The organism is Streptomyces sp. NPDC059679, assembly GCF_042734105.1.
In the GTDB taxonomy this organism is placed as follows: Bacteria; Actinomycetota; Actinomycetes; order Streptomycetales; family Streptomycetaceae; genus Streptomyces.
This window is the reverse complement of sequence record NZ_JBHWES010000002.1, coordinates 367,527-393,960: the sequence shown is the minus strand read 5'-3', so window position 1 is coordinate 393,960 and position 26,434 is coordinate 367,527. Positions and strand designations below refer to the sequence as shown.

Genomic DNA, 26,434 nt, shown 5'->3' with positions numbered 1-26,434 from the left:
ATGGCTCAGGTACTGTGGGAGCGCTCCCAGGTTGATGTGTTGAAGGGTTGCGGCTCCCCGCTGGGGTGTCAAGGGAGCATGCGGAAACTTTTCGGTCCCACTCCTGCTGTTGAATGGCCCAACAGCTCCCCACGCGGGGTGGTTCTGCTCGGTGTACCGGACGGCTGGAGGCGCGAAATGGCAGGAACCCGACGGCGCGGCGTGGGGCGCTCGAGGCCCACGCTCGAAGAGGTCGCGGCCCGCGCGGGGGTGGGCCGCGGCACCGTGTCCCGGGTGATCAACGGCTCGCCGAGGGTCAGCGACCGCACCCGTACGGCGGTCGAGCAGGCGGTCGCCGAGCTCGGGTACGTGCCCAACCGGGTGGCCCGCGCACTGGCCGCCAACCGCGCCGACGCGGTCGCCCTGGTGATCCCCGAGCCCGAGACCCGGCTCTTCGCCGAGCCCTACTTCTCGGACATCATCCGCGGCGTCGGCGCCGAGCTCGCCGAGGCCGATCTCCAACTGCTGCTGACCCTCCTGCGCACCCCCAAGGAGCGCCAGCGCTTCGCCGAGTACCTTTCGGCGCACCGGGTCGACGGGGTGCTGCTGGTCTCCGTGCACGCGGACGACCCGCTGCCCGACCTGCTGGAGCGCATAGAGATGCCCGCGGTGCTCAGCGGCCGCCGCTCCGCCCATGAATCGGTGCCGTACGTCGACTGCGACAACACGGGCGGTGCCCAGTCCGCGGTCGAGCACCTGATCGGGCGCGGGCGCGCCACGGTCGCCACGATCACCGGGCCGCTGGACATGTACGTGGCGCAGTGCCGCCTCGACGGCTATCGCGCGGCGATCCAGGCGGCGGGTCAGGAAGTGGACCCGGCGCTGATCGTGGCCGCCGACTTCACCGAGGAGGGCGGCCGCCGGGCGATGCGCGAGCTGCTGGAGCGCCACCCGGACCTCGACGCCGTCTTCGCGGCCTCCGACGTGATGGCCGCCGGCGCCCGCCAGGTGCTGCGCGAACAGGGCCTCCGGGTGCCGGACGACGTGGCCCTCGTCGGCTTCGAGGACTCGGCCGTCGCCCGCCATATGGACCCGCCGCTGACCAGTGTCCGGCAGACCACGGAGGAGATGGGGCGGGCCATGGTTCGGGTGCTGCTGGAGGAGATCGAGTCCCAGGGCGAGCGCACGTCGAAGCGGCCGCAGCTGGTGCTGCCGACTGAGCTGGTGCGGCGGGGGTCGTCGTAGGGGTCGTTGTAGGTGCCGTCGCCGCCCACATCTGCGGCGGGTGCGCTGCGCTTCGCCTCGCGTGGGCTGCGCTTCGCCTCGCCTGCGCCTGTGCGCCGTCTCGCGGCATTCGGTTCGGGCGGGTGCGGGTTTCGTCTCGGACCCTCCGGGTCCAAAGCGCCAGCAGGAGGGGGGAAGGGGGCGGCCGACCCGTTGTTCTGGTTCCTCGGCCCGGCGGGTGGTTGAGCTCAGGACTGGCTCCGCTGCGCTCCGCCGCGGCTGCTGCCGCGCGGTGGCCAAGCCGGTCAGTCCAGCGGTGCGCTCGACTGGGTGCGCGAGCGCGACGAACGGGCCAGCAACCGCTGGACGGCATGGTCCTAACGCCGCGTCGGGCATCGTCTCGCGCCTTCGGCGCACAGCGGCCAACAGCGGGAAGGAGCGGGGGCGCCGGGGGCTTCGTCGCCGTCCAGCCCAAGGGGTCCGGTTCGGGCCTTCCACCCGCCTGCTCTTAAAAAAGTGCTTGCTCTGCATCAAGTACTGCATCAAGTGTTTTTCTGAGAGCAGGTGGGGGGAGGGGCGATCCCGTCCCAGGGCGATCCCGTCCCCCGGTGCTCGCCCATCCGTCGCGCTCCCACGCCCCCGATCTAGCGCACCGCTGGTGCCCTCGATCGGCCACCGCGCGGCAGCAGCTGCGGCGGAGCGCAGCGGAGCCTCTTTGAGCTCAGCTGCCTGCCGGGCTGAGGAATCGGGACGTTGGGGCAGCCGCCCCTCTTCCCCCTTCTCGCTGGCGCTTTGGACCCGGAGGGTCCGAGACGAAAGCCGCGCCCGCGTGAGCTGAATGCCGCGAGATGGCGCACAGGCGCGGGCGAAGCGCAGCGAAGCCCACCGCGCAGCGAAGCGCAGCCACCGCGGAGCGCACCCCCACCCGCACCCCGCGAGCTCAGGGCTTTCTGATCTCGGCCAGGATGTCCGCCGCACCCTGCGCGAGGAGATCGGCGGCAATGCAGTAACCGAGCTTCTCCGGATCATCCACCGGCCCACTGCCGGCCGCCGTGATCTGCGTGGTTCCGTTCAGCGAGGTCACGGCGGCGTTCAGATGCAGCAGACCGTCGGGTCCGATCCTGCCCCATGCCCCGACGGGAACGGAGCAGCCTCCGTGAAGTTCGGCCAGCAAGGCGCGTTCGGCGCGGACGCATGCATCGACCTGCGGGTCTCCGGTTCCGGCCAGGAGCCGGGCGGCCGGGGAGTCGGTGCGGACCTGGATGCCGAGCGCGCCCTGTCCGGGGGACGGGGGCAGACGGCCGGGTCCAGAATCTGGTGGACCTCGGGCATCAGGCCGAGCCGGTTCAACCCCGCCGCGGCCAGAACGACCGCGTGGAGGCCGCCCTTGGTGGCGCGGGCCAACCGTCCGGGTACGTTGCCGCGAATGGGGACGAGTTCCAGGTCCGGGCGGAGCGCGAGGAGTTGACCGATGCGACGTGGGGCTCCCGTCCCTACCCGAGCGCCCTGGGGAAGGGTGTCGAGGGTGGCTCCGCACAGCACGTCCCGAACGTCCTCGCGGGGGCCTGGGGGTGCCAACAGGGTCGTGCCCTCGTAGACCGTTGTGGGCAAGTCCTTGAGGGACTGCACGATCACATCGACTCTGCCGGTGATCAGAGCTTGTTCCTGGTTGGTGGAGAACGCAGACCCGCCAGTGGTCTTCGCTACTTCGGCGAGGGTGGCCGTGACGCGGTCCTGATCGCCGCCTTCGAGGACAACCTCCCGCTTGAAGCGGACGTCGGGAAATCGTCTGGTGATGGGCGTCAGCCACTCTGTGACCTGCGTTCTGGCCAGCTTGCTTGCCCTGGAGCCGATCCGCACCACGTCGCTCATTCGACGCAACTCCTCGCGCTGTCATGCTCGTTGGTGCTCGATCCTACTTGCGCAAGAAGCATGCAGTTTCCGACAGATTGTCACCAAAGGAGAAACCTGGTGGAGCCGCATGCCGACGGGGCCGGCGGAGCGCGAGTGCGCGTCCACCGGCCCCGTCGTGTGCGGGTGCCTGGTGCGGTCTATCGGCTGTGGCCCGTGCGGGTCACAGCGCGGGGTACGCGTTCTTCAGTAGCTCCTGGAACTGGGCCGAGAACCAGTGGCCCGACAGGGGCGAGTTCGGCAGCGCGCCGGACATGTTGTTGCCGTTGCGCGGGTTGCCCGTGTATGTCGGGTCGCACATCCGGTCGAAGCCCTTGCCCTCGTCGTTCGGGATGGCGGAGCTGGCGCCGTCGGACTCGCCCGGGGGCTTCATCCACACGTACGCGTCGATCCCGGCCGCGGGTGCCGTCTTGGGCCGCTCACCGAGCCCGGCGCCGGACTGGTTGCACCAGTTGCCGACGTGGATCCGGCGGTCGTAGCGCCCGCCGTTGACGTAAGTGTCCACGTCCGTCTTCGCACCGGGGCCGGCCGGGCGGGCCGTGCCGCCCCAGCCGTTGCGGGAGGTGTCGATCAGGGCGCCGACGTTGGACGGGAAGCCGACGTTCACCAGCTCCTGGCGGAAGGCCTGGGCGTAGGACAGCTCGTCGACGTAGCGGTTCCAGTCGACCCACTTCGACTCGCGCACGGACTTGCCGTTGACGCTGTCGTTGATGGTGTAGTTGTTCTCTTTCAGCGCGCTGTAGTTGGCCGTGTTGGTGATGATCCCGGCCACCTTGTCGACCGTGCTGCCCTCGGCGGTCGCGGCCTGCTTGAGGATCTGGGCGGTGGGGTTGAAGTTGTCGTCCCAGCCGATCCAGCCGTGGTGGCCGGCGTCCAGGTAGTTGTAGACGTTGGGGACGGCGCCCAGCTTGTTCAGGGCGTAACCGACGCCCTTCACGTAGTTGCCGTTGGCCTTCATGGTGTCGCACTGCGGGGTTGCGGTGGGACGGCCGCTGGTGTTGGTGACCAGATTGGGCAGCGAGTCGATCTCGACCGTGGCGACGATCCGCAGGTTGGAGTTGGCGTACTTCGACTCCGAGAGGATCGACGCGATCGGGTCGATGAACTGGGTCTTGTACTTGTCGATCTCGGTCGGGCCGAGTTCGCCGTTGGACGCCAGCGCGGAGCAGTCGCGGCCGGGCAGGTCGTAGACGACTAACTGGACGACCATGGGGCTGCCGCCCGACTGGGACAGCGCGGTGTCCAGGTGGGCGCGCAGACCGCGGGCGCCACCGGTGCCGTTGATGGCGGCGATGCGGTCCAGCCAGATGCCGGTGGGCTGGTTGGAGACCTTGCTGCCGCCGGGTTCGGCGGCGGCCTTCGCGGACCAGTCGGGGTTCACATACACCTTGGCGCCCGCGTACGGGTTGTCCACCTTGGCGGCGGCCGCTCTGCCGTTGTCCACCTGGGCGGCGGCGGTGCCGCTCAGGGAGGAGACGGTCAGCGCGGTGGCGGCCAGCAGTGCGGAGCCGGCCAGTGCGGCGGCCCTGCGGTGGCGGGTGGGGGGTGAGGCTGTGCGGCTCATGACAATCCCTTCAGGTGATCACGGAGGCCCACGCCGAAGCCGGTCGGCGTGCCGTTGAAATCGCTGATCAAGGACGGGCCGGAGGAGCAGTCCCAGGTGTTCCAGGTCCAGCCCAGATACGAGGCGCCCTTGGCGTCGAGCCAGGCCATGACCCGGTCGATATAGCCGTGTGAGCAGGTGTTCTCGCCGATCTCACCCGCCACGAAGGGCACCTGGCCGATGACCGGGGTCAGTTGCTCGTTCCAGCAGCTCTCGTTGGAGCAGGTGTTGAAGTTGTAGGTGTGCCAGGCGGCGGCGAGGTTGCCCGCCGGGTCGCTCGGCTTGTGCGTCAGCCATTGGCGCATGTCGTTGGAGTAGGCGACTCCCGGGATCAGGACGAGGTTCTTGGCACCGGCGCCCCGTACCGCGTCCAGCAGGTCCTGCATCCCGGCCACCTCGAAGTCGATGCCGGGGCATTTCCCGCCGTCGCGCCAGCAGGCCCACGCCGCCGACAGGTCGGTGGTGGCGCGGTCCGGGAACGGCTCGTTGAACAGGTCGAACACCACGGCCTGGTCGCCCTTGAAGGTCTGGGCGACCGAGCTCCAGAACGCCGGGGTGTACTGCGCGTTGGGCATCGGCTTCTGGCAGGTGGCGTACTCGGTGTCGGGGCAGTGGTTGTCGCCGCCCGTGTACTTGCCGTGGGTCCAGTGCAACTCGACGATCGGGGTGATGCCATGGGCTTCGAGCCGGGCCACGAAGTCCTTGACCGCGTTGATGTAGTTGGCGCCCCGGTAGGCCGCGTTGATATGCGACAGACCGAGCCAGCACTCCTCGTTGAGCGGGACGCGGACGGCGTTCACCTTCCAGTCCGCGATGGCCTTGATGGACGCGTCGTCGACCGGGCCGTCGAAGATGCCGCGTCCCTGCACGCACATGAATTCGCCGCCGGAGCGGTTGACGCCGAGCAGTCTGCGGGTGGCTCCGTTCTCGTCGACCAGCTTGTTGCCCGAGGCGTGCAGCTTCGGCGGTGCGGCGGCGGCCGCCCCCGACGCCTGCGCGACGGGGAGCAGAGCGGCCGCGAGGGTCAGTGCCGCGGTGGCCGCCAAGGCATAAAGGCGCGGTGGTGCTCGCATGGAGCGACTCCTCGAAGTCCAGGCGCCTGACGGGGTGACCCGAAGGTGGCGCTGACTGCTGGAACCGCTCCCACTGGTTGAAGTGACCGTAACGCCTGTGCGGCACATGTCAACAGAGGCGTTCATAGAATTATCAGTCGAACACGTTCGAGGGGCTCATCTTGTTCAAAGCCTTGACACCTCTTCGGGTCCGCCCGAACCTTGGGAGCGCTCCCACTGGTTCGCACTGCCCCCCACCCGCACGGACCCGCGAGGAGGACTTCCCCGATGCGCCTACAGCGAGGCTCGCCGTTATCCGGGGCACGACCATTCATCCGCCGACTGGCGATGAGACGGCCGAAGACGCGACTTCCGGGGACGCGGCGGCCGAGGACGAGACAACTGGTGACCGCCCTGGCCGCCGCCCTCTCGCTCCCGGTGGCCATGACCGCCGCCGGTGGCGCGGCCCCCGCGCACGCCGCCGCCGTCCAGTGCGGCGTCGACTACAAGACGAACGACTGGGGTTCGGGCTTCACCGCGGAGCTCACCATCTCCAACCCCGGCGCGGACGCCATCGACGGCTGGACCCTGAGTTACGACTACGCGGGCAACCAGAAGCTGGCCAACGGCTGGAACGGCACCTGGACCCAGTCCGGCAAGACCGTCACCGTCAAGAACGCCGCCCACAACGCGAAGATCGCGGCGGGCGGCAATGTCACGACCGGCGCCCAGTTCAGCTACAGCGGCACCAACACCGCGCCCACCACCTTCGCCGTCAACGGCATCAGCTGCACGGGCGCCCACCAGCCGCCCATCGCCGTGCTGACCAGCCCGTCCCCCGGCGCGACCTTCAGCGCCGGCGGCACCGTCCCGCTGGCCGCCACCGCCGCGGCCGCCGACGGCGCGACCGTCACCAAGGTGGAGTTCTACAGCGACACCAAGCTCCTCGGCACCGACACCGCCTCCCCGTTCACCTTCGACTACGCCGACGTTCCCGCGGGCGACTACTCGCTCTACGCCAAGGCCTATGACAGCCAGGGCGCGTCCGCCGAGTCCACCCCCGTCGGCATCCGCGTGGCGGCCGGGCCCGCGCTCGTCGCCAGCCCCGCCCAGCTCGGGGTGCAGCAGGGCAAGACCGGTACGTTTGGGCTGAAGCTGTCCACCAAGCCGTCCGCGAACGTCACGGTCTCCGTCGCCCGCACCTCGGGCGTCACCGGCCTGACCGTCTCCTCGGGCGCCACCCTCACCTTCACACCCACCAACTGGGACACCGCCCAGCAGGTGACCGTCGCCGCCGCGAACACCGGCACCGGCACGGCGACCTTCACAGCCACCGCCACCGGCCACACCAAGGCCGAGGTCACCGTCACCCAGCTGGCCGCCTCCAAGGCGTACGACGCCCGCTTCCTGGATCTCTACAACAAGATCACCGCTCCGGGGGCCGGCTACTTCTCGCCCGAGGGCATCCCGTACCACTCGGTGGAGACCCTGATCGTCGAGGCCCCCGACCACGGCCATGAGACGACCTCCGAGGCGTACAGCTATCTGATCTGGCTCCAGGCGATGTACGGCAAGGTCACCGGCGACTGGTCCAAGTTCAACAGCGCGTGGGACACCATGGAGAAGTACATGATCCCCACCCACGCCGACCAGCCGACCAACAGCTTCTACAACGCATCCAAGCCGGCCACCTACGCGCCCGAATGGGATCTGCCCTCCCAGTACCCCTCGCAGCTCAACGGCAATGTCTCGGTCGGCAACGACCCCATCGCCGCCGAGCTGAAGAGCGCGTACGGCACCGATGACATCTACGGCATGCACTGGATCCAGGACGTCGACAACGTCTACGGCTACGGCAACTCCCCCGGCAAGTGCGAGGCGGGGCCGAGCGACACCGGACCGAGCTATGTCAACACCTTCCAGCGCGGGCCGCAGGAGTCGGTCTGGGAGACCGTGACCCAGCCCACCTGCGACACCTTCAAGTACGGCGGCAGGAACGGCTATCTGGACCTGTTCACCGGCGACGCCTCGTACTCCAAGCAGTGGAAGTTCACCGACGCCCCGGACGCCGACGCCCGTGCGGTCCAGGCCGCCTACTGGGCTGCCGAGTGGGCCAAGGCGCAGGGCAAGGGCAGCCAGGTGTCGGGCAACGTGGCCAAGGCCGCCAAGATGGGCGACTACCTGCGCTACGCGATGTACGACAAGTACTTCAAGAAGGTCGGCAACTGCGTCGGTGAGACCTCCTGCGCGGCGGGCAGCGGCAAGAACAGCTCCCACTACCTGCTGTCCTGGTACTACGCCTGGGGCGGCGCCACCGACACCTCCGCGGGCTGGTCCTGGCGCATCGGCTCCAGCCACGCCCACGGCGGCTACCAGAACCCGATGGCGGCCTGGGCGCTGGCCAACTACGCCGATCTGAAGCCCAAGTCGGCCACCGGCGCCGCCGACTGGTCCACCAGCCTCAAGCGGCAGCTGGAGTTCTACCGCTGGCTGCAGTCCAGTGAGGGTGCCATCGCGGGCGGCGCCACCAACAGCTGGCAGGGCCGCTACGCCACGCCGCCGTCGGGCACGTCCACCTTCTACGGCATGTACTACGACGAGAAGCCGGTCTACCACGACCCGCCGTCCAACCAGTGGTTCGGCTTCCAGGCCTGGTCCATGGAGCGCGTCGCGGAGTACTACAACCGCACCGGTGACGCCTCCGCCAAGACGGTCCTGGACAAGTGGGTCAAGTGGGCGCTGTCCAAGACCACGATCAACCCGGACGGCACCTACCGGATTCCGTCCACCCTCCAGTGGTCCGGCCAGCCGGACACCTGGAACGCCTCCAGCCCGGGCGCCAACGCGAGCCTGCACGTCACCGTCGCGGACTACACCAACGACGTCGGCGTGGCGGCCGCGTACGCCAAGACCCTGTCCTACTACGCCGCCAAGGCGGGCGACACCCAGGCCAGGGACACCGCGAAGGCCCTGCTGGACGGCATGTGGAACAACTACCAGGACTCCCTGGGCATCGCGGTCCCCGAGACCCGGGCCGACTACAACCGCTTCGACGACCCGGTCTATGTGCCCAGCGGCTGGACCGGCACCATGCCGAACGGTGACAAGGTCGACTCCAGCTCCACCTTCATGTCGATCCGGTCCTTCTACAAGAACGACCCGGCCTGGTCCAAGGTCGAGGCGTATCTGAAGGGCGGGGCGGTCCCGAGCTTTACGTACCACCGGTTCTGGGCCCAGGCCGATATCGCGCTGGCGATGGGGTCGTACGCGGATCTCTTCGAGTAGCGCCACCGGCACCCCCCACACGCACAACGGGCGGGGCTCCCCTCCGGAGCCCCGCCCTCGCCGCGCTCAGGCGGGCAGCGGGATCTCCCGTTCGGCCAGGGCCCGCTCCAGCCGCTGGATATGACGGTGCTGCAGCCGCGCGGTGCGCTGAAGCGACATGACCACCCGTAGAAACTGGTCCATATCGGCCGCCCGGGTGAGGATGTCGTCGGGCACCCGGTCGTCGGCCAGGCACTCCTGCTCGTCCCGGGCGAGTACGGCCCGCGCCCAGGCCCGGGTGACCGGCTTGAACATGCCCGGGTGGCCCGCCACGATCCTGGCGCGGACCGCCAGGTCGTTCTCGGCCGCCTCCACATGCAGTCCGTCGTCCTTGTTGCGCGCCCCGAACAGCGCCTCGTGGAGGTGATGGGCCGTGAAGCCGTGCTCGGCGCAGGCGATCCAGAAGTCCCAGTCCTCCCCGGTACGCATGTCCTCGGCGTAGCCGCCCACCGTCCGCCACACCTCACGGCGGTAGAGCGAGCAGTAGAACATGATCAGCCGCCGCAGCAGCAGGTCCTTGTCGTACGCCGGGAGCTGAAGCGCCTGCGCGGGCAGGCCGTCGTCGGTGAAGACGGAGACGTCGGTGGAGACGATGGCGATCTCCGGCCTCCGGTCCAGCACCGGCACCGTCCGCGCCAGCATGGTGGGGGCGATCACGTCGTCGGCGTCCAGCGGCAGGACATAGCGGCCGACGGTGGCCGCGATGCCCGCGTTACGGGCGGCCGAGACCCCCGCGTTGGCCTGGCGCAGCAGCCGGATGCGGCGGTCTGGGTGGTCGGCGATCAGCGACCGGGCCACTGCCGCGGTGTCGTCGGTGCTGCCGTCGTCGACCACGACGAGCTCCCAGTCCGGGTAGGTCTGGGCCAGCACGCTGTGCACCGCCTGCGGAAGGTAGTGGCCGTAGTCATGACAGGGGATCACCACCGAGACCACGGGAGGCGAGCCGTGCGGGGCGTGCCCGCCGGGCGAGCCGTGCCCGCCGTCCGGGGCGTGCTCGCCGGGCCGGCCGGCCGCGGCCCCCGGGAGGGCTCCAGCCTCCAGGGGGCCGCGTTCCGGGCCGGACGGTGCCGAGGTCATCGGGGCCCGGGGCCGTAGCCGTACGTGCCGGGGCGGCCGGCCATGGACTCCGGTGGGGCGAAGGCGGCGATGTTGGCGCACTCCGAGCCCGTCTCGGATCCGCCGGCGGGGGCGAGGACGGTGACATTGGCCGTGGCGCCGACGCGGGAGTCGCAGTGGTTCTGCTGCACCACGCCGTGCGGGTCGCCGAAGATCTCCGAGAAGTTGAGGCAGTGGGACCCCGCCCCCGCCCCCGAGGCGCTCACCCCGCTCCTGGAGTCGCAGTCGTTGATCTGCTGGGTGGGGTTGTCCCCCGGAATCGCCCCGGCGATCGACCCACCGAAGACCACCGCCCCGGCCGCCGCTGTCACCAGCACGGCCGTCTTGCCGACATTCATGTGATTCTCCTAATTTCTTGCCGCAGAGGTCCACGGACATCGGGCTAACGACGCCCGATGTCACGGGATTCGCCACCGACGGCGGCTTCACCTGCCTGGCTCAGCGGGCCACCACCCCAATGGGCGGGGTGCACCACCTCCACCCCGGGCAGCGCCCAGCACCCGACACCCATGTCCTGGGCCAGCGCGGCCAGCCCCTCGGTCTCGATGAGCCGCCGGTGGGGGACGGCGGGGAACACCAGCCCGTCGCGGTGCAGATCGGCGTGGACCAGCAGGGCCGTACCGCCGACCCCGTCGACGCGGACCATCTCGTGCCCGCGCAACTCGTCGAGATAGCTACGGCCGAACCCCCTGGGCGGCTGGAGGATTCCGTCCCGGAGCCAGCGGTCCCAGTCCAGGGCGTCGGCGTCCGGGTGCAGGACGAAGGTGTTGAGATCGAAGCTGGGCCCACCGGGCTCGGTGACGCAGTGCGGGACGACGATCCCCTGACGCGCGGCGAGCAGCCGCTGGACGAGATCGGCCGGACACTCCGTCACATCGACGTCGAGCCACAGCACCCACCGTTCGTCGGCGAGGGCGCACGACAGGAGGTGGTTACGGGCCATGGCCAGCGCCGACCGCCGCTGCCGCTGGACGCCCCGCGCCCAGCGCGGGCCGGTGAGCCGGAGGCCGAAGTGGCGCCGTACGAGGGTGACTCGCCGGAAGTCCGCCTCCAGGGCGGGCAGGGCGTCCTGGAGGGCCTGCCAGGTGCCGTCACTGCTGTCGCCCTCCAACAGGCCCAGGGAGAGCGCCTGGCGCGGGTAGTCGAGGGCGCGCAGATTGGCGAGGTGGCGGGGGAGGAAGGCGGCGGCGTCCTTGACGGGGGTGAGGACGAGCAGCGGGGGGTGCTCCGCCGCGTCCGCCGTGTCCTCCGCGTCCGGGCGTACGTCCGGGCATACGTCCGCGCGCAGGTCCACCGGGGCGGTCCGTCGCGCGTGCGGGACGCGAGCCAACGGGTCGGCGGTGTTGGCGGCGGTGTTTTCCGGGGCGGTTTCCGCCTCCAGGACGTCCGCCGGGTCGAGGGGCAGCCGCGCCGCCATCGCGTACACCTGGTCCGCGTAGGCGCCGCCTGCGGGCCACAGCTGGGTCGCGGCGTCGAGGAGGCTGGTGAAATGCGGCTCGTCGAAGGTGTTGGCCCCGTGGAACACATAGGTGTACAGCTCGGGCGCGTCCAGGGACACCGTCCGTCCGCCGCGCACCACGGCCTCCGCGACCGGGGAGTCCTCGCCGCGCCGCTGCTCCGGATAGCGGGGAAGCGCCTCCTTCGCGCAGAGCATGGAGCCCTCCCACACCCGTACCCCGGAGATCGCCAACGAGCGGCGCGCGGGCCACCACAGCCGCTCCCGGGCCAGAAAACACGCCGTGGCGCCCAGCGCGAGGACCGCCGCCAGCTGCACTTCGAGCCGTTCCGGGTCGTACAGGTCGTCGTCGTCCCACTGGCATACGTACGGCCCGGTGGCCAGGTCCACCGCGATGTTGCGCAGCTCGCCCAGCGTCCGTCCCTCCGGTGGCAGCCGGTGCAGCCGGATCCGCTCGTCGGCGAGGTCGCGTACGTGGTCCTCGAGGGCGGTGTCCGCGCCGTCGTCCACCACGACCAGCTCCGCGCGGGTGTAGGTCTGGGCGAGGAAGCACCGGATGGCCCGCCTGGCCAGCGGCAGCCGGTCCTTGGTGACCATCAGACAGGACACCGTCGGCGCGGGCGATCCCGCGGCCCACCGTCGGCGCTGGGCGTCGAGATCGACCGTGCCGTGGGCGCAGGGCTGCAGATCCTGGCTCGTCCAGAAGCTGACCTTACGGCCGGTCGAGGATCCCGTAGCCCCGGAGCCCTCCCGGCTCCAACTGCCCGACCAGTGGTGCACGGCATGCGCCCGCTCCGGGTCGACCTCCCGCGGCCCGCACAGCTCCGCGGCGGTCGGGCTCAGCTTGGGATACACGGTGTCGGCCGCCAGGAGCGTGGGCGAGCAGCCCTCGGGGGCGCTGTCGACCGCGCGGGTGAGGAAGAACGGGCCCGTCGCGTCCAGCGGGCCGGACCTGGTGTGGGCGCCCACCAACTGCCGGTGCACATGCGCCCAGAACGGATGGCCGGGCCGCGAGGCCATGAACGCGTTGCAGACGATGCGCCGCATACCGCTGCGGCGGCTCACCGGCAGTCGGGTGTGGGCCTCCGGTTCGAGGCCGAGAACGAGCTCCTTCCCGGCGAAGAGCCCGGCCATCGGGCGCAGACACTCGAAGTCCATGTCGACGTAGAGCCCGCCGAAGTGGTCGAGGAGGAAGTAGCGGATCGCGTCGGCCCGTTTGATCGGCTCCCGGTAGCCGTCGTAGACGGGCAGAAACCACGCGTAGTGTTCTTCGAGGAACGCGCGGTTGTCCGCGTCCGTCCACAGCCGGTACTCCCAGTCGGGATGGTGCCGGCGCCAGGACTCGGACCAGTCCCGCCACTCGTGCGGAACGTCCTTGTTCTTCCAGGTCTGGTGGATCAGAGGCGGAATGCCATGCTTCTCGGACATCCGTGCAGTATGTCCGTGCGTTGTATCGGCCGGGTGGCGTGGCGGTGGCGCTACATCACCCGCCCGGCCCAGCGCATGCGCCGGACCGGGCGGCAAAGCCCCTGCTGACCGCTGGTCGGCACAGCGAGGGCAGTGGCTGGAGAACAGCACCCGTTCGGGGGCGACCCGGTTCGACGGTGGTCAGCCGAGCGAGGACAAGGGCACGGCGAACAGCACCCGTTCGGGGACGACCCGGTCCTGCCAGCCGCTGGACGTCGGGTCCTGCCAGCGCCCCTTGGCGTCGGCGGCCCACTCGGTGACCGACCACACCGTCTTGGTGCTCCACCACAGCGACATGGACTCGGAGTGCTTCGCCCAGCATGCGCCGGCCAGGTCGGTGCCCGAGCAGGTCGTCGCGGTCGTCTTGGCGGTGTCCTGGCGCCACATGATGCCGTGCTGCCCGGGCCCGCCCCGGGCGCTGGGCACGTACCAGCGCTTGCCGCCCGAGTCGTCCTGGTACGACAGCGTGCCCTGGACGCCCACCGCCTTGGTCTCGTACGCGTCGGCGGCCAGGGCCTTCCCGGAGCCGTTCACGGCCAGCGGCATGGCGCCGTCCGTCGGGCCGAGGTCGTACCGGAACAGCCGCGCGGGCTGGGTCCCGCCCGAGGAGAACCACTCATTGGCGACCAGGCGGTGCGGCGTGGTGGAGCGGTCCAGCGAGATGGACGCGAAGCAGGGGACGCCGTCGTCGTTCGCCGAGGAGCACTTCCCGCTCAGGCCGTACGAGCCGATGGCCGGCATCAGGTACTGGTAGCCGTGGGCCGAGTAGCCGCCGCTCACCTTGCCGATCGCGGTGGAGCTCACCGTCGCCTGGAGGATGTGTTTCATCGAGAACACGTACAGGGCGTTCTGGCTGGAGTCGCCGTTGGACGCGGTCACGATGAGCTTGTCGCCGTACCAGACCATGCCGCCCAGGTGGGAGCCCAGCTTCGCGAAGTTGGCGCCGCCCTCGGTGGGCACGGTCAGCAGCACCCAGCGGTACTTGAAGGCGCCGGGCGTGTTGGCGTCGATGAAGGCCACCCGGGCCAGGCCACGGTCGGCCGCGGGCTCGGCGCCCGGGTACTCGTCGTAGAGGTGGTCGTTGTGCGTCCAGCCGGAGAGGATGACCTTGTTCGCTCCCCAGGCGCCGTCGTCGTCCGCGTCCCCGGAGGAGGTGACCGACTGCGGCAGCCAGCTCTGCGCCAGCGCGTCACCGGTGGTGAAGCAGTACGCCGCGGTGGCCTTCGGCTTCACCGGCAGCGCGGCCTTCTCAGAGGCGCGGCAGGCCGGGCTCGAGGTGGGGGTGGGCATGGTGTGGTTGGCGCTCTTCAGCACGGTGTCCACGCCCACGTTGGGCAGCCGCCGGTCGAGTTCGGCGATCGTGGTGTCGGCCACTTTGCGCTGGGTCAGCGTGAGCTTCGATAACTCCGCCGAGGTCGTTAATGGTTTCAGCGCGCCGGGGTTGTCGGCCACGGCGGCCTGCGATGTGGCGTTGGTGAACAGCAGCGCGCCGGCTCCGAGTGCCGCGGCCACCGCCGTACCGATCCATGGCGCCCGGCGGCGCAGCGCGCCGTGCCGGGCCTTATGTGTTCTCCGCATGGAAGCCTCCCGTTGACAAGTCCCGCGCACCATACGGGCGTTGGGGAGGAGGCCGGGAGGTTTCGAGGAGATGGGATGAGAAATGAACACGCCTCATGTGCGCACGCGCGACACCCCGGGATACACGGCCGCCACGTTGTCCGTGGGCTTCGGCCGGTGCTCCGCGCAGGGGCCCGCCGCGAAGGCGCGCAGCAGATTCTCGGTGGTGCGCCGGACGAAGGCGCCGGTCCGCGCGTCAATGCCGTGGTTGCGCCCGGCCTCGCGGGTCCCCGCCATGAGCCCTTCGACCCATCGCATCGTCCCGGTGGCGAACACGCCCGCCCCGCTCGGGACGGTGTAGTACGCGGAGTCGGCGTGGCTGTGCCGGCCGTTGCAGACCAGGGGGGAGTGGGCGAGGATCTCCAGCGGCTCCGGGGTGGGCTCGCCCGGGGTCACCCGGTCGTACTCCACCCCGACGAGATGGGCGAAGGAGTCGCCCCGCCGGACCCCGGTGCCGGCGAAGACCCAGTGGCCGGGGGTGTGCACGACGTACGGGGCGTCGGTCGGGTAGCCCTCGTAGAAGACACCGGTCAGCGAGGACTCGGGGTCGGCGGCGGGCGGCTGCCGGAAGTCGGTGGTGACCAGGTCGCGGCGGCTCGCGAGATACGGGTCGTCGTGGTACGCGGTCTTGTAGCAGACCACCGTGCGGTCCGCGCCGCCCGGACCGCGCTCCAGCCTGATCCGGCGGAAGCAGGTGTTGGCGCCGAGGAACGCCACATTGGTCCCGGTGTCGCGGGCGTGGGTGACGTACCGGCGCTGCTGCGGGGTCCAGTACTCGTCGTGGCCCAGCGATATCACCGCCGCGGCGTCGTGCAGCACACCGGGATCGCGGTGCACGTCCACGCCCGTGGTGTAGGCCAGCGGTATGCCGAGCCGTTCCGCGAGCGCGACCAGCGCCCGCTCGTAGAACAGGAACTTCACCGCGCCGTTGCCGTCGTACGGCCGGTCGAAGCCGACGGCCAGCGAGCGCGTCCCGTACGCCCCGTCCTGGCCCTGGTAGAGGCTGAAGCCGCCCCAGGTGTTGTACGCCTGCCAGGTGGCCACCACGTGCATCAGCAGGGTCCGGCCCGCGGCCTTCTCGGAGCGGACGATGAGGGGGATGTAGCGCTGGTGGCCGTTGTCCGCGTCCAGCCGGAGCAGATACGCGCCCTCCGGCCAGCCCTTGGTGCGGACCCGGACGGTGCGCTTCCAGTCCGCCTGGACCGTACGCGTGGCGTCGATCAGCACGGGCGGGTTCTGCCGGCGGCCGGGCAGCCGGCCCGAACGCCAGATCAGCCGCGCCTGCGCCCCGCCGTACCAGCCCATCCGGTACGCCGACACACGGAAGCCGGGCGCGGTGGTCGACACATACAGCCCGAACCCCTCGCCGGGGACCACGCTCACCTTGTCCGTATAGCCCTCTACGGCGTCCTGAGGCCCGACCGAGCGGATCCGCCAGTCCGCGCTGCCGGGCTTGGCCCGCTCGGCGTCCACGGCCCGCTGGAGGGCCTTGGAAGGGCGGGCCGCCCTGCCGTGCTCCCCACCGCCCGACGATTCGCACCCGGCCATCGCCGCCCCGGCGGCCCCCACCGCCCCGAGGAAACCTCTGCGCCCCAGGTTGCGTCCGTCACGTCTGTCGTCGCGTATCGCCTCGTCGTCCATCGCACCCGTCCCGGCCGCCGTGCCCCTGCGGCCATCCTGAGCGGGCGCCCGGGGCCGGGCGACCGGTGGGCGGCCGAACCGGCGACGGCCGGCCGGGACGGTTCGAGGTGCAAAGCCGCGGCGGGGGCCGCAGCGTGGACATATGACCGAGAGCGAGAGCCCGCGCGTCCACCTGCCGCCGATCGTGGTGCTCGGGGTGCAGCCGAACGACCCGCCGTTCCGTCTGATCGAGGTCGCCGGGGAGGTGATCGGCAAGGCGCATTCGGTCCTGGATGTGATCGAGATCGCCCGCCTGATCGGCATGGAGGACGCCGACCTCGACGACCCGGACGTCGTCCGCTGGGTGGGCGGCGACAAGTTCACCTGGACGTCGTGGCGGCCGTCCGGACGGGGCCGGGGCAAGGAGCACGGTGAGACCCGCCACCACCACCGCTGGAGATCCTGAGCGTCGGACATATGATCCAACGCGTGGATATCCCCGACAGACTCATCACCCTCCAGCAGAACGCGGACGCCGAGCGCGCCAAGCTCACCGGGCTCGACGGCGACGAGCGCGAGGCGCAATGGAAGCGCTGGTACGAGGCCGCCGTCGAGATCCAGGCGGCGGTGACCGCGCACGCCCAGGAGGCGGGCACACCGCGCGGGCAGATCGAGGCCGCGGTGAAGCAGGCCGTACGACATCCGACCCCGAAGGGGTGACGCGGCTGCCGATACGGCCAGCGGCTGCTGACATGACTGAGGGCCTGACCCGCTTGCGCAGGTCAGGCCCTCAGTCATTCAGGGTGAGTAACGGGACTCGAACCCGCGACATCCTGGACCACAACCAGGTGCTCTACCAGCTGAGCTATACCCACCATGACCGGCGCTTTCCGCTCCGCACCGGCCGAGAAAAAGTGTACAGGGTCCGCGGGGGTGCTCGCTCCCGGCTTTTCCGGGCCGGAAGCAGCCGGGAGCAAGAGCGTCACGACTGCCGGGCCGGGAGGACGTGCTTCGCGGCGATCGACTTGGCCGTGTCCGAGTCCGGGCCGGGCTGCGGGACGAAGATCGCCTCCCGGTAGTAGCGCAGCTCCGCGATGCTCTCGTGGATGTCCGCGAGGGCGCGGTGGTTGCCGTTCTTCTTCGGGCTGTTGAAGTAGGCGCGCGCATACCAGCGGCGGGCCAGCTCCTTGATCGACGAGACGTCGACGATCCGGTAGTGGAGATAGCTCTCGAGCTCGGGCATGTCCCGGAGCAGAAAACCGCGGTCGGTGCCGACCGAGTTTCCGCACAGCGGGGCCTTGCCCGGCTCCGGGACATGCTCGCGGATGTACGCCAGGACCTGCCGCTGGGCGTCCTCCAGCGTGGTCCCGCCGTCCAGCTCCGCGAGCAGTCCGGAGGCCGTGTGCATCTCGCGCACCACCTCGGGCATGGTGGTCAGCGCTTGAGCGGGCGGCCGGACAACGATGTCCACCCCTTCGCCCAGGATGTTCAGCTCGGAGTCCGTGACCAGCGCGGCCACCTCGATAAGCGCGTCGTCCGACAGCGAGAGCCCGGTCATCTCGCAGTCGATCCACACCATGCGATCGTTCATACGCCTCACCCTACGGGGCGTTCCCGCTGGCCGGGCAGGGTCGGGCGGCCGGGCGCACGACCGGTGGCCTGCTCGGGCAGGCGCGGGGCGTAGGCGTCGGACTCCGGCTTGCCCAGATCGGCTCCGCCGTGCGGATGCGGAGCGTGATGGGGGTGGGCCGGGTGGGCGAGCGGCGCACCCGGGCGCCGTAGCGGCATGGAGTGCTCACCGGGCCGCTGCTCGCCCAGCTCGGCCCGCTCCAGCCGGTCGCCCCGCTCCAGGCGCTCGGGACGGTCCGGGGTGCCGCCCTGCGGCCTGCGGGCGCGGTACGCGGCCCGGTAGGCGGCCGGGGAGGACCCCAGCTGCCGCCGGAAGTGTCCGCGCAGCGCGACCGGGGAGCGGAAGCCACAGCGCCCGGCGACCTCGTCGACGGAGTAGTCGGAGGTCTCCAGGAGGCGCTGCGCCTGCAGCACCCGCTGGGTGATCAGCCACTGCAGTGGAGCGCTCCCAGTGAGCGAGCGGAACCGGCGGTCGAAGGTGCGCCGGCTCATATAGGCACGGGCGGCCAGGGCCTCGACGTCGAACTGCTCGTGCAGATGCTCGAGCGCCCACGCCACGACCTCGGCGAGCGGATCCGCGCCGATCTCCTCTGGTAATGACCTGTCCAGATAGCGCTCCTGCCCTCCGCTGCGGCGCGGCGGGACGACCAGGCGGCGGGCCAGGGCGCCCGCGGCGTCCGCGCCGTGGTCGGTGCGCACGATGTGCAGACACAGGTCTATGCCCGCGGCGGTGCCCGCCGAGGTCAGGATGTCGCCGTCGTCCACGAACAGCTCGCGTGGGTCGACATGGACGGACGGATAGCGCTTGGCGAGCGTCGGCGCGTACATCCAGTGGGTGGTCGCCGGGCGGCCGTCCAGCAGCCCCGCGGCGGCGAGTACGAAGGCCCCGGTGCACAGGCCCACGATCCGCGCGCCCTCCTCATGCGCGCGGCGCAGCGCGTCGAGCGCGGCGGTCGGTGGCGGCTGGGTTATCGACCGCCAGGCCGGTACGACGACGGTGCCGGCCCGGGACAGCGCCTCCAGGCCGTATGGTGCGGTCAGTTCCAGTCCGCCGGTCGTTCGCAGTGGCACATCTTCGCCCGCGCACACCAGCAGTCGATACCGCGGGACTCCGGCGTCCTGACGGTCGATGCCGAAGACGGAGAGCGGGATGGAGCTTTCGAAGATAGGGCCGCCGCTGAAGAGCAGCACCGCGACGATTTCTCGTCGCCGGCGTCCGGAGAGCTTGCGCGAGGTCTCCGGTACGGTCGTGGAGTCCTGGCTCATCGAACTAAGCCCCCCTCGGTGGTCGCGTCCTCTCGGTCCTGCACGTTTCCCCTCGGTCCTGAACGGTTCCCCCGCCGGTCATGGCCAAGATCGAATCTACTGTGTCGCGTGTGGTCGCCGTGACCAGTTCACCACCCGCCACTATGTCGACATGACAACTTGGCGGGAAGCATTCGATCACGAAGCGTTGCACTCGTGGGCCTCCCTGTGAAGTACGCCTAGCCCTCGTACCCACTTCGCGTAGGGGGTAGAGCCCGCTCATACCCCTTTCCTCGCTGGTCGGAGGGGGTTGGGGCGAGCGTTTGCCAAGGAAAGAACTTTGACGGGAAGTTGGCTGAAAAGAAGTGGGCGCAGACGTGCGGAAGGGTCCTCCGCCGGGCGTACGACCCCTGCGGTGACGCTCACCACTGTGTACCCGGAGCGCTACGGAGCGCGCTCTCAGCCGCGTCGGCCGCCCCTGTGCGCCCCGATTCCGGTCCGCCCATGTCGTCCACGATGTGGACTGACGACCGTTCCCGCGAGCCTGGCGGCGGTGCGCTCACAGCGGCGCAGCAGCGCCCGGCAGACGGCGGTGACCGCGGCAAGTCCGACGGCGGCGCCGACCGCCGCGCCGAACGGCGAACCGCACACCAGCAGCACGACGGGCACCAGGGCGCAGCTGAACGCGCCCCAGCGGATCACCTCGTCCGCCGCCTCCCCGGCCGGGGTTCTGGCGGGGTGGTCACGGCCCTCGCGGGGCGCGTCGTACTCGACGGTGGCGGGCACGTATCTGCTCCTCGGAGGGCGGCGGACGGGGGGCCGGGGCGGTGCGCGATCACCGCGCGGCTACTACAACGCCGAGCGGGCGTCGGGGTCACTGCGAACCGTCCGCTCGGTGTACGCCCCACGAAGACTCAGGGTTTGCTAGAGGCTCACTCGGGTCACCCGGTGGAGCCGCACATCGGCACGGTCGGGACCACTTGGGGCATTGCGTTACGGGCCGCCCTCCGGCATGCTCCGTGGAACGCCTCGGGCGGTTCGCCGTCCAAGAGCTCTCTGGGCAGGAGGGGAGTGGCGCCGTACCCTTAGGGGTAAGGGCTTGGAAAGATGAATCCCGGACGGATTCGGTTCGTTCGATACGCTCCCCCGAGCGCCGGCGAGCCGCCGTCCCCGACAACCGCAACCCCCAGCCCCCGCCGTTCCCTCCTCACGAGGACTTCCTTCGCCGAGACACCGATGGCCGGTCACGAAATCCCCGAACCCGCGGACCGCAAGCGGGTCGCCGATCACATGGCGCACCCCGAAGCGGCGGAAGAATCACGTCATTCCTGCGATCCGGCGTTCCAGCACGGCGTCGTGGTGGGATTCGACGGTTCGACGTCGAGCGAGCGCGCCCTCGCGTACTCGATCGGCATGGCCCGGCGCTCCGGCTCCGGGCTGATCATCGTCCATGTGGCCAACCGGCTGCCGACGACCGTATGGGCCGGGTGTGAGCCTCCCGTCTTCGTCGACGTGCCCGACCACCGCACCGAGGTGCTGGGTCTGGAGCTGGCCTGCGCCGACCATCTCGCCGAGGTGCCCTGGATCCTGGTGGAGCGGGGCGGGGACATCTGCCATGAGCTGGAGGAGGTCGGCCGGGAGTACGCGGCCGACGCGATCGTGGTCGGCTCCACGCACGGTCTGGTGGGGCGCATCTTCGGCTCGGTCGCGGGGCGGCTGGCGCGCCGGGCGCAGCGGCCCGTGGTGGTCATTCCCTGAGCGTTGGGGATCGCTGGAAACCAGACACCCTCAACTCCCTTTGACCGCCGGGCAGATGGCGCCAAGTCCGGCTTGACAAACGCCAAACCTACCCGTGCGTAGAGGTGGATTGTGCGTTTGTGACGGGTACAAACCGAGCGAACGGGCGTGCGTCAGCGTGCCGTCGGCCGGGAAGTGACGGTTCCCGCCGGCGGCTCACCTGCCGGCGTAAGGGCGACGCCGGCACAGGGGAGGCGGCCCCCGCGTGCGTGGTGGCACACGCGGGGGACCGCCGAGCAGTCACGCGGCGAGCCCGCCTGACGGGCGGTTATTCCACCGTGACGGACTTCGCCAGGTTACGCGGCTTGTCGATGTCGCGGCCGAGGGCCAGCGCCGTGTGGTACGCGAGGAGTTGCAGCGGAATCCCCATCAGGATCGGGTCCAGCTCGACCTCGTTGCGCGGCACCACGATCGTGTGGTCCGCCTTCTCCTGCTCCTGGTGCGCCACGGCCAGGATCCGGCCGCTGCGTGCCTTGATCTCCTCCAGCGTCGCGCGGTTCTTCTCCAGCAGATCGTCGTCCGGCAGCACGGCGACGGTCGGCACCTCGGGCTCGATGAGCGCCAGCGGGCCGTGCTTGAGCTCGGAGGCCGGGTACGCCTCGGCGTGGACGTAGGAGACCTCCTTGAGCTTCAGGGAGGCCTCACGGGCCACCGGGTAGCCGCGCACTCGGCCGACGAACATCATGCTCTTCGCATTCGCATATTCCGCGGCGAGCTTTTTGATCTCCTCCTCGCCGCGCAGCACCTCCGCGATCTGCTCGGGCAGCCGCCGCAGCCCGGCGATGATCCGCTTGCCGTCGGCGACGGACAGATCGCGGATCCGGCCGAGGTGGAGGGCCAGCAGGGCGAAGGCGACGGCGGTGTTGGTGAAGCACTTGGTGGACACCACGCACACCTCGGGGCCCGCGTGGACGTACACCCCGCCGTCCGTCTCGCGGGCGATCGCGCTGCCGACGACATTGACGACGCCGAGCACGCGCGCGCCCTTGCGCTTGAGCTCCTGGACGGCGGCCAGGGTGTCGTATGTCTCGCCGGACTGGCTGACCGCGATGTAGAGCGTGTCCGGGTCGACGACCGGGTTGCGGTAGCGGAACTCGCTCGCGGGCTCGGCGTCCGCGGGGATGCGGGCCAGCTCCTCGATCAACTGGGCGCCGATCAGACCCGTGTGGTAGGCCGAGCCGCAGCCGAGGATCTTCACCCGGCGCACTCCGCGCGCCTCGCGGGCGTCCAGGTTGAGCCCGCCGAGGCGGACGGTGGCGAAGCGGTCGTCGATCCGCCCGCGCAGCACCCGGTCCACGGCGTCGACCTGCTCGTGGATCTCCTTGTGCATATAGGTGTCGTGGCCGCCCATGTCGTACGACTCGGCCTCCCACTCCACGGTGGTCGGCGTGGCGGAGGTGCGGGAGCCCTCGGTGGTGTACGTACGGAAGTCGTCGGCCTTGAGGGTGGCCATCTCGCCGTCGTCGAGGGTGACCACCTGGCGGGTGTGGCTGACCAGGGCGGCGACGTCCGAGGCGACGAACATCTCCTTCTCGCCGATGCCCAGCACCACGGGGGAGCCGTTGCGGGCGACGACGATCCGGTCGGGGAAGTCCGCGTGCAGTACGGCGATGCCGTACGTGCCCTCGACCAGGGCGAGGGCCTGGCGGACCTTCTCCTCCAGGGTGTCGGCCTGCGAGCGGCCGATCAGATGGGCCAGGGTCTCGGAGTCGGTGTCGGAGATCAGCTCGACGCCGTCGGCGGTGAGCTTGGCGCGCAGCTCGGCGGCGTTGTCGATGATGCCGTTGTGGACGATGGCGACCTTGCCGTCGGCGTCCAGGTGCGGATGTGCGTTGATGTCGTTGGGGGCGCCGTGGGTGGCCCAGCGGGTGTGCGCGATGCCGACGGTTCCCGCGAAGCGCTTGGGGAGCCTGGCCTCCAGCTCGCGGACCCGGCCCTTGGCCTTGGCGGTCTTCAGCCCGGGGGATTGCGCCGCTTGCCCTGATTTCGCGGGCTTGGCGTGGATCGCGATCCCGGCCGAGTCATAGCCGCGGTACTCCAGGCGCTGAAGGCCCTCCAGCAGCAGCGGCGCCACATCGCGCTTCCCGATATATCCAACGATTCCGCACATGGTGGTGTCAGGCCCTCCCTGTTGGGTCGCTCATGAGTGCTCGGCTCGGCCGTAGACGGTTCAGCCGTAGACGATGCGGCGCAGCTGGCGCAGCGAGAGATCGGGCGGGGCCACCGCGCGGTGCGGCAGCTCGGCCATGATCCGCTCGAAGATGTCCGCGTTCGTCAGCCCGCCGGACTGCAGCTCCCGGTGGCGGCGGCGGACGAACTCCTCTGTCGTCTCGTCGAAGTACGCCAGCACGTCCAGCACCACCCGGGCGGCCTCGCCGCGGCTGAGCGGCGTGCTGCGTACCAGGTGGCCGATGAGGTCATCGTGGGACGTACGGCGATCGAGCACTCGTAGATACTGCGGTGAGCCGTCCCGTTTCGCAAGAATCCTGCCCGATATCGGGCAGGGGTGGGGGTTAGTGACGAGAAAAACGGCGGAGCACGGCCTGTTTGACGGTGGTGAACTCCTCCTCCGTGAGCACCCCGTCGCGGCGCAGCTCGCCGAGCTCGCGCAGCCGGCGCAGCAGCGCGTCGTGATCCGCCTCACGCTGGCCGCCGTCGCCGTCGCCGTCGTGTCCGGTCCCGGCCGCGAGCGCGGCGGGGGCCTTGGTCAGCGCCACCGGGACGGCGTCGGCGGGCACCGGGACCGCGTCGGCGGGCTCCGGCAGCCCGGCGGGGTGCGGCAGCCGGGCCGTGACCGCGGCCGCGACCAGGGCCATCAGCGGGTCCCTCTTCAGGCCGTACATCACGATGGCGTACGGGTCGTACTTGGGCGGGGCGGAGGTCGGGACCTTGATCAGGGCGAAGCGGAGGTAGCCGTTCTCCAGGCCCTTGGCGGGGCTCCACTTCACCGCCTCGATGTCCGACACCGGGAAGACCCGCGGGCCGCCCGACTTCTTCGCCTGCTCCGTCTTCCAGTTCCACTCCAGGCGGATCTGCTCGCCGTCGAAGAAGACCGTGCCGTCGCCCGCCGACGCCGACAGCGGCACCGAGGGGCCCGGCAGCAGATAGCGGTCGCACGGTCCGGAGTCCACCTGCTCCAGCAGCAGGGCCTGGCGCACCTCGTCGACCAAGTACTCGGCGACGCCCGCGCGCTCGGACTCCACCGGCAGTTGGTACGGGTCGGCGGCGTCCGGCAGCTCGCCGCCCGCCGCCTGCAACAGCGGGTCCGCGCCCTCGCGCAGCTTCAGCCGCAGCCGCCCGGTCCGGCGCCCCGGCTCGTACGCGATACCGGCCAACGCCTCCAGCGGCACCGCGAGTTCGCCGAGGGCCTGGCGCACCGGATTCACTCGCTTGTCCCGGCCGGGGACGATCCGCACGGCGTCGCCGTCGAAGCTCCATGTTCCGTCGCGCTGGGTGAGTTCCGCCATGGCGGAAATTCTGACAGGTCGACAGGCCCGGATTGGTCTGGACCTTGACCTCAATTCGGTCTCGCGGTACCCAGGATGAAGGTCTGGTCCACCTGACGAACTGGTCCACCTGACGAAGGGGACGCCGTGGGACGACGTCGGATCCGCCTCAGCCTCCTGTGCTCCCTGCTGCTCGCCGTGGCGGCGGGAGCGGGCACCGCCGCCACCGCGAGCCCATCCGATCCGGCCGCAGGCCCAGCGGCGCCCGGTTCCGCCGCCGGGGCGCGGCCGGTGCCGCTGGACCGGGTCGTGCCCGCGCCCGCCTCCGTACGGCCCGCGAAGACCCCGTACACGATCGGCCCGCACACCCGGATCCAGGTGGCCCCGGGCTCCCGCGCGGCGCGCCAGGTGGGCGACTATCTGGCGGGCGTGCTGCGCCCCTCCACCGGGTACCGGCTGCCGGTCACCGCGGGCTGGAGCACGGCGCCCGGCCGGAGCGGCGACGCCATCCGGCTGCGGCTCCTCGGCACCTCGCCCGGCGGGCGCGGCCTCGGGACGGAGGGCTACCGGCTGGAGGTGAACCAGCGCGCGATCACCATCAGCGCCCGCGGGCCCGCGGGGCTGTTCCACGGCGTGCAGACCCTGCGGCAGCTGCTGCCCGCCGCGGTCGAGCGGAACACCCGGCAGTCAGGCCCCTGGACCGTCTCCGGCGGCACCGTCACCGATCTGCCGCGCTATGCCTACCGGGGCGCGATGCTGGACGTGTCCCGGCACTTCTTCACCGTCGGCCAGGTCAAGGCGTATATCGACCAGCTGGCGCTGTACAAGATCAACACGCTGCATCTGCATCTCTCGGACGACCAGGGGTGGCGGATCGCCATCGACTCCTGGCCGCGGCTCGCGGCGTACGGAGGCTCCACCCAGGTCGGCGGCGGGCCCGGCGGCTTCTACAGCAAGGCCGACTACCGGGAGATCGTGCGGTACGCGGCGAGCCGCTATCTGACCGTCGTCCCCGAGATCGACATGCCGGGCCACACCAACGCCGCGCTCGCCTCCTACGCCGAGCTGAACTGCGACGGCATCGCGCCCCCGCTCTACACCGGCACCGAGGTCGGCTTCAGCTCGCTGTGCGCGCCCAAGGAGGTGACGTACGACTTCGCGGACGATGTGATCCGGGAGGTCGCCGCGCTCACCCCCGGCCGCTATCTCCACATCGGTGGCGACGAGGCGCACTCCACCAGCCATGAGGACTTCGTGGCCTTCATGGACCGGGTCCAGCCGCTCGTCGCCAAGTACGGCAAGACGGTGATCGGCTGGCACCAGCTGACCGGCGCCCGGCCCGCCAAGGGCGCCATCGCCCAGTACTGGGGGCAGGACGGCAGCGAGAAGGAGGTCGCGGACGCCGCCAGGGCGGGCACCCGGCTGATCCTCTCGCCCGCCAACCGCGCCTACCTGGACATGAAGTACGACAAGGACACCCCGCTGGGGCAGGACTGGGCCGGGCTGGTGGACGCCCGGCAGTCCTACGACTGGGACCCGGGCGCGTATATCAAGGGCGCGCCTGCGTCCTCGGTTTTCGGGGTCGAGGCGCCGCTGTGGACGGAGACCCTGTCGACGAGCGCGCACCTCGAGTACATGGCCTTCCCCCGGCTCCCGGGCATCGCCGAGCTCGGCTGGTCCCCGGCCGCCACGCACGACTGGGCCGGGTACCGGATGCGGCTGGCCGCGCAGGGTCCGCGCTGGGACGCGCTCGGCATCGACTACTACCGCTCGCCCCAGGTGCCGTGGCCCACGCGCTGAGCCGCGCCACGCCGAGCCGTCAGACCACGCGAGGCCCGGTCAGCCCGCGGGGGCTGACCGGGCCGGGGGGGGGGGGGCGGGGGGGCGCGGGGGCCCAAAAGGGCGCCGGCCCGAACCCGCGGGCCAGGGAGGGGGGCGCGCCCGGAGA

General features: G+C 70.7%; 20 protein-coding genes, 1 tRNA gene and 1 pseudogene. 6 read left to right on the top strand and 16 right to left on the bottom strand.

Translation table 11 applies throughout. From position 1 onward, the window contains the following. Nucleotides 1-177 precede the first annotated feature (177 nt). The gene (locus ACFV2X_RS04275) at nucleotides 178-1,224 is read left to right on the top strand and encodes a LacI family DNA-binding transcriptional regulator (RefSeq protein ID WP_385611183.1); all 1,047 of its coding nucleotides are present in this window, start codon (nucleotides 178-180) and stop codon (nucleotides 1,222-1,224) included. Between the two features lie 919 nt (nucleotides 1,225-2,143). On the opposite strand, the gene ACFV2X_RS04270 is transcribed toward ACFV2X_RS04275, so the two are convergent. The 4 genes and pseudogenes from ACFV2X_RS04270 to ACFV2X_RS04255 form a co-directional block, all read right to left on the bottom strand. Continuing rightward, nucleotides 2,144-2,377 (bottom strand): hypothetical protein, encoded by a 234-nt coding sequence (locus ACFV2X_RS04270; RefSeq protein ID WP_385611181.1) that lies wholly within the window; start codon nucleotides 2,375-2,377, stop codon nucleotides 2,144-2,146. Beyond that, a complete protein-coding gene (locus tag ACFV2X_RS04265; RefSeq protein ID WP_385611180.1) occupies nucleotides 2,296-3,075 on the bottom strand; it encodes a hypothetical protein in 780 nt (259 codons plus the stop codon). Before ACFV2X_RS04265 ends, ACFV2X_RS04270 begins: the two co-directional genes overlap by 82 nt. 202 nt (nucleotides 3,076-3,277) lie before the next feature. After that, nucleotides 3,278-4,678, bottom strand: a complete 1,401-nt coding sequence (locus ACFV2X_RS04260; protein WP_385611177.1) for a glycoside hydrolase family 6 protein — start codon at nucleotides 4,676-4,678, stop codon at nucleotides 3,278-3,280. Then, nucleotides 4,675-5,685: pseudogene (locus ACFV2X_RS04255) on the bottom strand (glycoside hydrolase family 5 protein); the annotation flags it as partial. The pseudogene ACFV2X_RS04255 and the gene ACFV2X_RS04260, both read right to left, overlap by 4 nt. A gap of 432 nt (nucleotides 5,686-6,117) precedes the next feature. Here ACFV2X_RS04255 and ACFV2X_RS04250 point away from each other — a divergent pair. Continuing rightward, complete coding sequence (locus tag ACFV2X_RS04250; protein ID WP_385611175.1) at nucleotides 6,118-9,054, top strand: glycoside hydrolase family 48 protein; 2,937 nt, start codon at nucleotides 6,118-6,120, stop codon at nucleotides 9,052-9,054. Nucleotides 9,055-9,120: 66 nt separating this feature from the next. Here the strand turns inward: ACFV2X_RS04250 and ACFV2X_RS04245 are convergent, their stop codons facing one another. The 5 genes from ACFV2X_RS04245 to ACFV2X_RS04225 form a co-directional block, all read right to left on the bottom strand. Further along, a complete protein-coding gene (locus ACFV2X_RS04245; RefSeq protein WP_385611173.1) occupies nucleotides 9,121-10,170 on the bottom strand; it encodes a glycosyltransferase family 2 protein in 1,050 nt (349 codons plus the stop codon). Beyond that, nucleotides 10,167-10,547, bottom strand: coding sequence for a hypothetical protein (locus ACFV2X_RS04240; protein WP_385611170.1), 381 nt, complete (start codon nucleotides 10,545-10,547; stop codon nucleotides 10,167-10,169). The genes ACFV2X_RS04245 and ACFV2X_RS04240 overlap by 4 nt, the downstream gene beginning before the upstream one ends. 44 nt (nucleotides 10,548-10,591) lie before the next feature. Continuing rightward, nucleotides 10,592-13,093 (bottom strand): glycosyltransferase, encoded by a 2,502-nt coding sequence (locus tag ACFV2X_RS04235; protein WP_385611167.1) that lies wholly within the window; start codon nucleotides 13,091-13,093, stop codon nucleotides 10,592-10,594. 180 nt (nucleotides 13,094-13,273) lie between these two features. Further along, nucleotides 13,274-14,710 (bottom strand): hypothetical protein, encoded by a 1,437-nt coding sequence (locus ACFV2X_RS04230; RefSeq protein ID WP_385611164.1) that lies wholly within the window; start codon nucleotides 14,708-14,710, stop codon nucleotides 13,274-13,276. Nucleotides 14,711-14,803: 93 nt separating this feature from the next. Beyond that, a complete protein-coding gene (locus ACFV2X_RS04225) occupies nucleotides 14,804-16,390 on the bottom strand; it encodes a N,N-dimethylformamidase beta subunit family domain-containing protein (protein WP_385611161.1) in 1,587 nt (528 codons plus the stop codon). 142 nt (nucleotides 16,391-16,532) lie between these two features. On the opposite strand from ACFV2X_RS04225, the gene ACFV2X_RS04220 reads away from it, so the two are divergent. Continuing rightward, the gene (locus ACFV2X_RS04220; RefSeq protein ID WP_385611159.1) at nucleotides 16,533-16,835 is read left to right on the top strand and encodes a hypothetical protein; all 303 of its coding nucleotides are present in this window, start codon (nucleotides 16,533-16,535) and stop codon (nucleotides 16,833-16,835) included. Nucleotides 16,836-16,858: 23 nt separating this feature from the next. Beyond that, nucleotides 16,859-17,089: a hypothetical protein gene (locus ACFV2X_RS04215; RefSeq protein WP_385611157.1), complete on the top strand. Its 231-nt coding sequence runs from the start codon at nucleotides 16,859-16,861 to the stop codon at nucleotides 17,087-17,089. A gap of 82 nt (nucleotides 17,090-17,171) precedes the next feature. Here the strand turns inward: ACFV2X_RS04215 and ACFV2X_RS04210 are convergent. The 4 genes from ACFV2X_RS04210 to ACFV2X_RS04195 form a co-directional block, all read right to left on the bottom strand. Next, nucleotides 17,172-17,244, bottom strand: a tRNA-His gene (locus ACFV2X_RS04210). Between the two features lie 107 nt (nucleotides 17,245-17,351). After that, on the bottom strand, nucleotides 17,352-17,960 hold the full coding sequence (orn, locus tag ACFV2X_RS04205; RefSeq protein WP_385611154.1) for an oligoribonuclease: 609 nt from the start codon (nucleotides 17,958-17,960) through the stop codon (nucleotides 17,352-17,354). 5 nt (nucleotides 17,961-17,965) lie between these two features. Next, a complete protein-coding gene (locus tag ACFV2X_RS04200; RefSeq protein ID WP_385611152.1) occupies nucleotides 17,966-19,264 on the bottom strand; it encodes a helix-turn-helix domain-containing protein in 1,299 nt (432 codons plus the stop codon). A 438-nt stretch (nucleotides 19,265-19,702) separates the two neighbouring features. Then, on the bottom strand, nucleotides 19,703-20,029 hold the full coding sequence (locus tag ACFV2X_RS04195) for a hypothetical protein (protein ID WP_385611150.1): 327 nt from the start codon (nucleotides 20,027-20,029) through the stop codon (nucleotides 19,703-19,705). Nucleotides 20,030-20,479: 450 nt separating this feature from the next. Here ACFV2X_RS04195 and ACFV2X_RS04190 point away from each other — a divergent pair, with 450 nt between their 5' ends. Then, nucleotides 20,480-21,001: a universal stress protein gene (locus ACFV2X_RS04190; RefSeq protein ID WP_089506941.1), complete on the top strand. Its 522-nt coding sequence runs from the start codon at nucleotides 20,480-20,482 to the stop codon at nucleotides 20,999-21,001. A 307-nt stretch (nucleotides 21,002-21,308) separates the two neighbouring features. On the opposite strand, the gene glmS is transcribed toward ACFV2X_RS04190, so the two are convergent. From glmS to ACFV2X_RS04175, 3 genes are all read right to left on the bottom strand, one after another. Beyond that, a complete protein-coding gene (glmS, locus tag ACFV2X_RS04185; RefSeq protein WP_385611147.1) occupies nucleotides 21,309-23,150 on the bottom strand; it encodes a glutamine--fructose-6-phosphate transaminase (isomerizing) in 1,842 nt (613 codons plus the stop codon). Nucleotides 23,151-23,210: 60 nt separating this feature from the next. After that, entirely contained in the window at nucleotides 23,211-23,486 is a 276-nt protein-coding gene (locus tag ACFV2X_RS04180; protein ID WP_385611145.1) for a hypothetical protein, read from the bottom strand. A 67-nt stretch (nucleotides 23,487-23,553) separates the two neighbouring features. Next, entirely contained in the window at nucleotides 23,554-24,507 is a 954-nt protein-coding gene (locus ACFV2X_RS04175) for a DUF4429 domain-containing protein (RefSeq protein WP_385611143.1), read from the bottom strand. Nucleotides 24,508-24,633: 126 nt separating this feature from the next. Here ACFV2X_RS04175 and ACFV2X_RS04170 point away from each other — a divergent pair, with 126 nt between their 5' ends. Next, nucleotides 24,634-26,286 (top strand): beta-N-acetylhexosaminidase, encoded by a 1,653-nt coding sequence (locus tag ACFV2X_RS04170; RefSeq protein WP_385611140.1) that lies wholly within the window; start codon nucleotides 24,634-24,636, stop codon nucleotides 26,284-26,286. Nucleotides 26,287-26,434: the final 148 nt, after the last annotated feature.

Coding starts and splice junctions, on each gene's coding strand:
- ACFV2X_RS04190 (WP_089506941.1), top strand. CDS start 20,480: ATGGCCGGTCACGAAATCCCCGAACCCGCGGACCGCAAGCGGGTCGCC.
- ACFV2X_RS04230 (WP_385611164.1), bottom strand. CDS start 14,710: ATGCGGAGAACACATAAGGCCCGGCACGGCGCGCTGCGCCGCCGGGCG.
- ACFV2X_RS04235 (WP_385611167.1), bottom strand. CDS start 13,093: ATGTCCGAGAAGCATGGCATTCCGCCTCTGATCCACCAGACCTGGAAG.
- ACFV2X_RS04200 (WP_385611152.1), bottom strand. CDS start 19,264: ATGAGCCAGGACTCCACGACCGTACCGGAGACCTCGCGCAAGCTCTCC.
- ACFV2X_RS04250 (WP_385611175.1), top strand. CDS start 6,118: ATGAGACGGCCGAAGACGCGACTTCCGGGGACGCGGCGGCCGAGGACG.
- ACFV2X_RS04275 (WP_385611183.1), top strand. CDS start 178: ATGGCAGGAACCCGACGGCGCGGCGTGGGGCGCTCGAGGCCCACGCTC.
- ACFV2X_RS04225 (WP_385611161.1), bottom strand. CDS start 16,390: ATGGACGACGAGGCGATACGCGACGACAGACGTGACGGACGCAACCTG.
- ACFV2X_RS04240 (WP_385611170.1), bottom strand. CDS start 10,547: ATGAATGTCGGCAAGACGGCCGTGCTGGTGACAGCGGCGGCCGGGGCG.
- ACFV2X_RS04260 (WP_385611177.1), bottom strand. CDS start 4,678: ATGAGCCGCACAGCCTCACCCCCCACCCGCCACCGCAGGGCCGCCGCA.
- ACFV2X_RS04175 (WP_385611143.1), bottom strand. CDS start 24,507: ATGGCGGAACTCACCCAGCGCGACGGAACATGGAGCTTCGACGGCGAC.
- ACFV2X_RS04220 (WP_385611159.1), top strand. CDS start 16,533: ATGACCGAGAGCGAGAGCCCGCGCGTCCACCTGCCGCCGATCGTGGTG.
- orn (WP_385611154.1), bottom strand. CDS start 17,960: ATGAACGATCGCATGGTGTGGATCGACTGCGAGATGACCGGGCTCTCG.
- glmS (WP_385611147.1), bottom strand. CDS start 23,150: ATGTGCGGAATCGTTGGATATATCGGGAAGCGCGATGTGGCGCCGCTG.
- ACFV2X_RS04245 (WP_385611173.1), bottom strand. CDS start 10,170: ATGACCTCGGCACCGTCCGGCCCGGAACGCGGCCCCCTGGAGGCTGGA.
- ACFV2X_RS04265 (WP_385611180.1), bottom strand. CDS start 3,075: ATGAGCGACGTGGTGCGGATCGGCTCCAGGGCAAGCAAGCTGGCCAGA.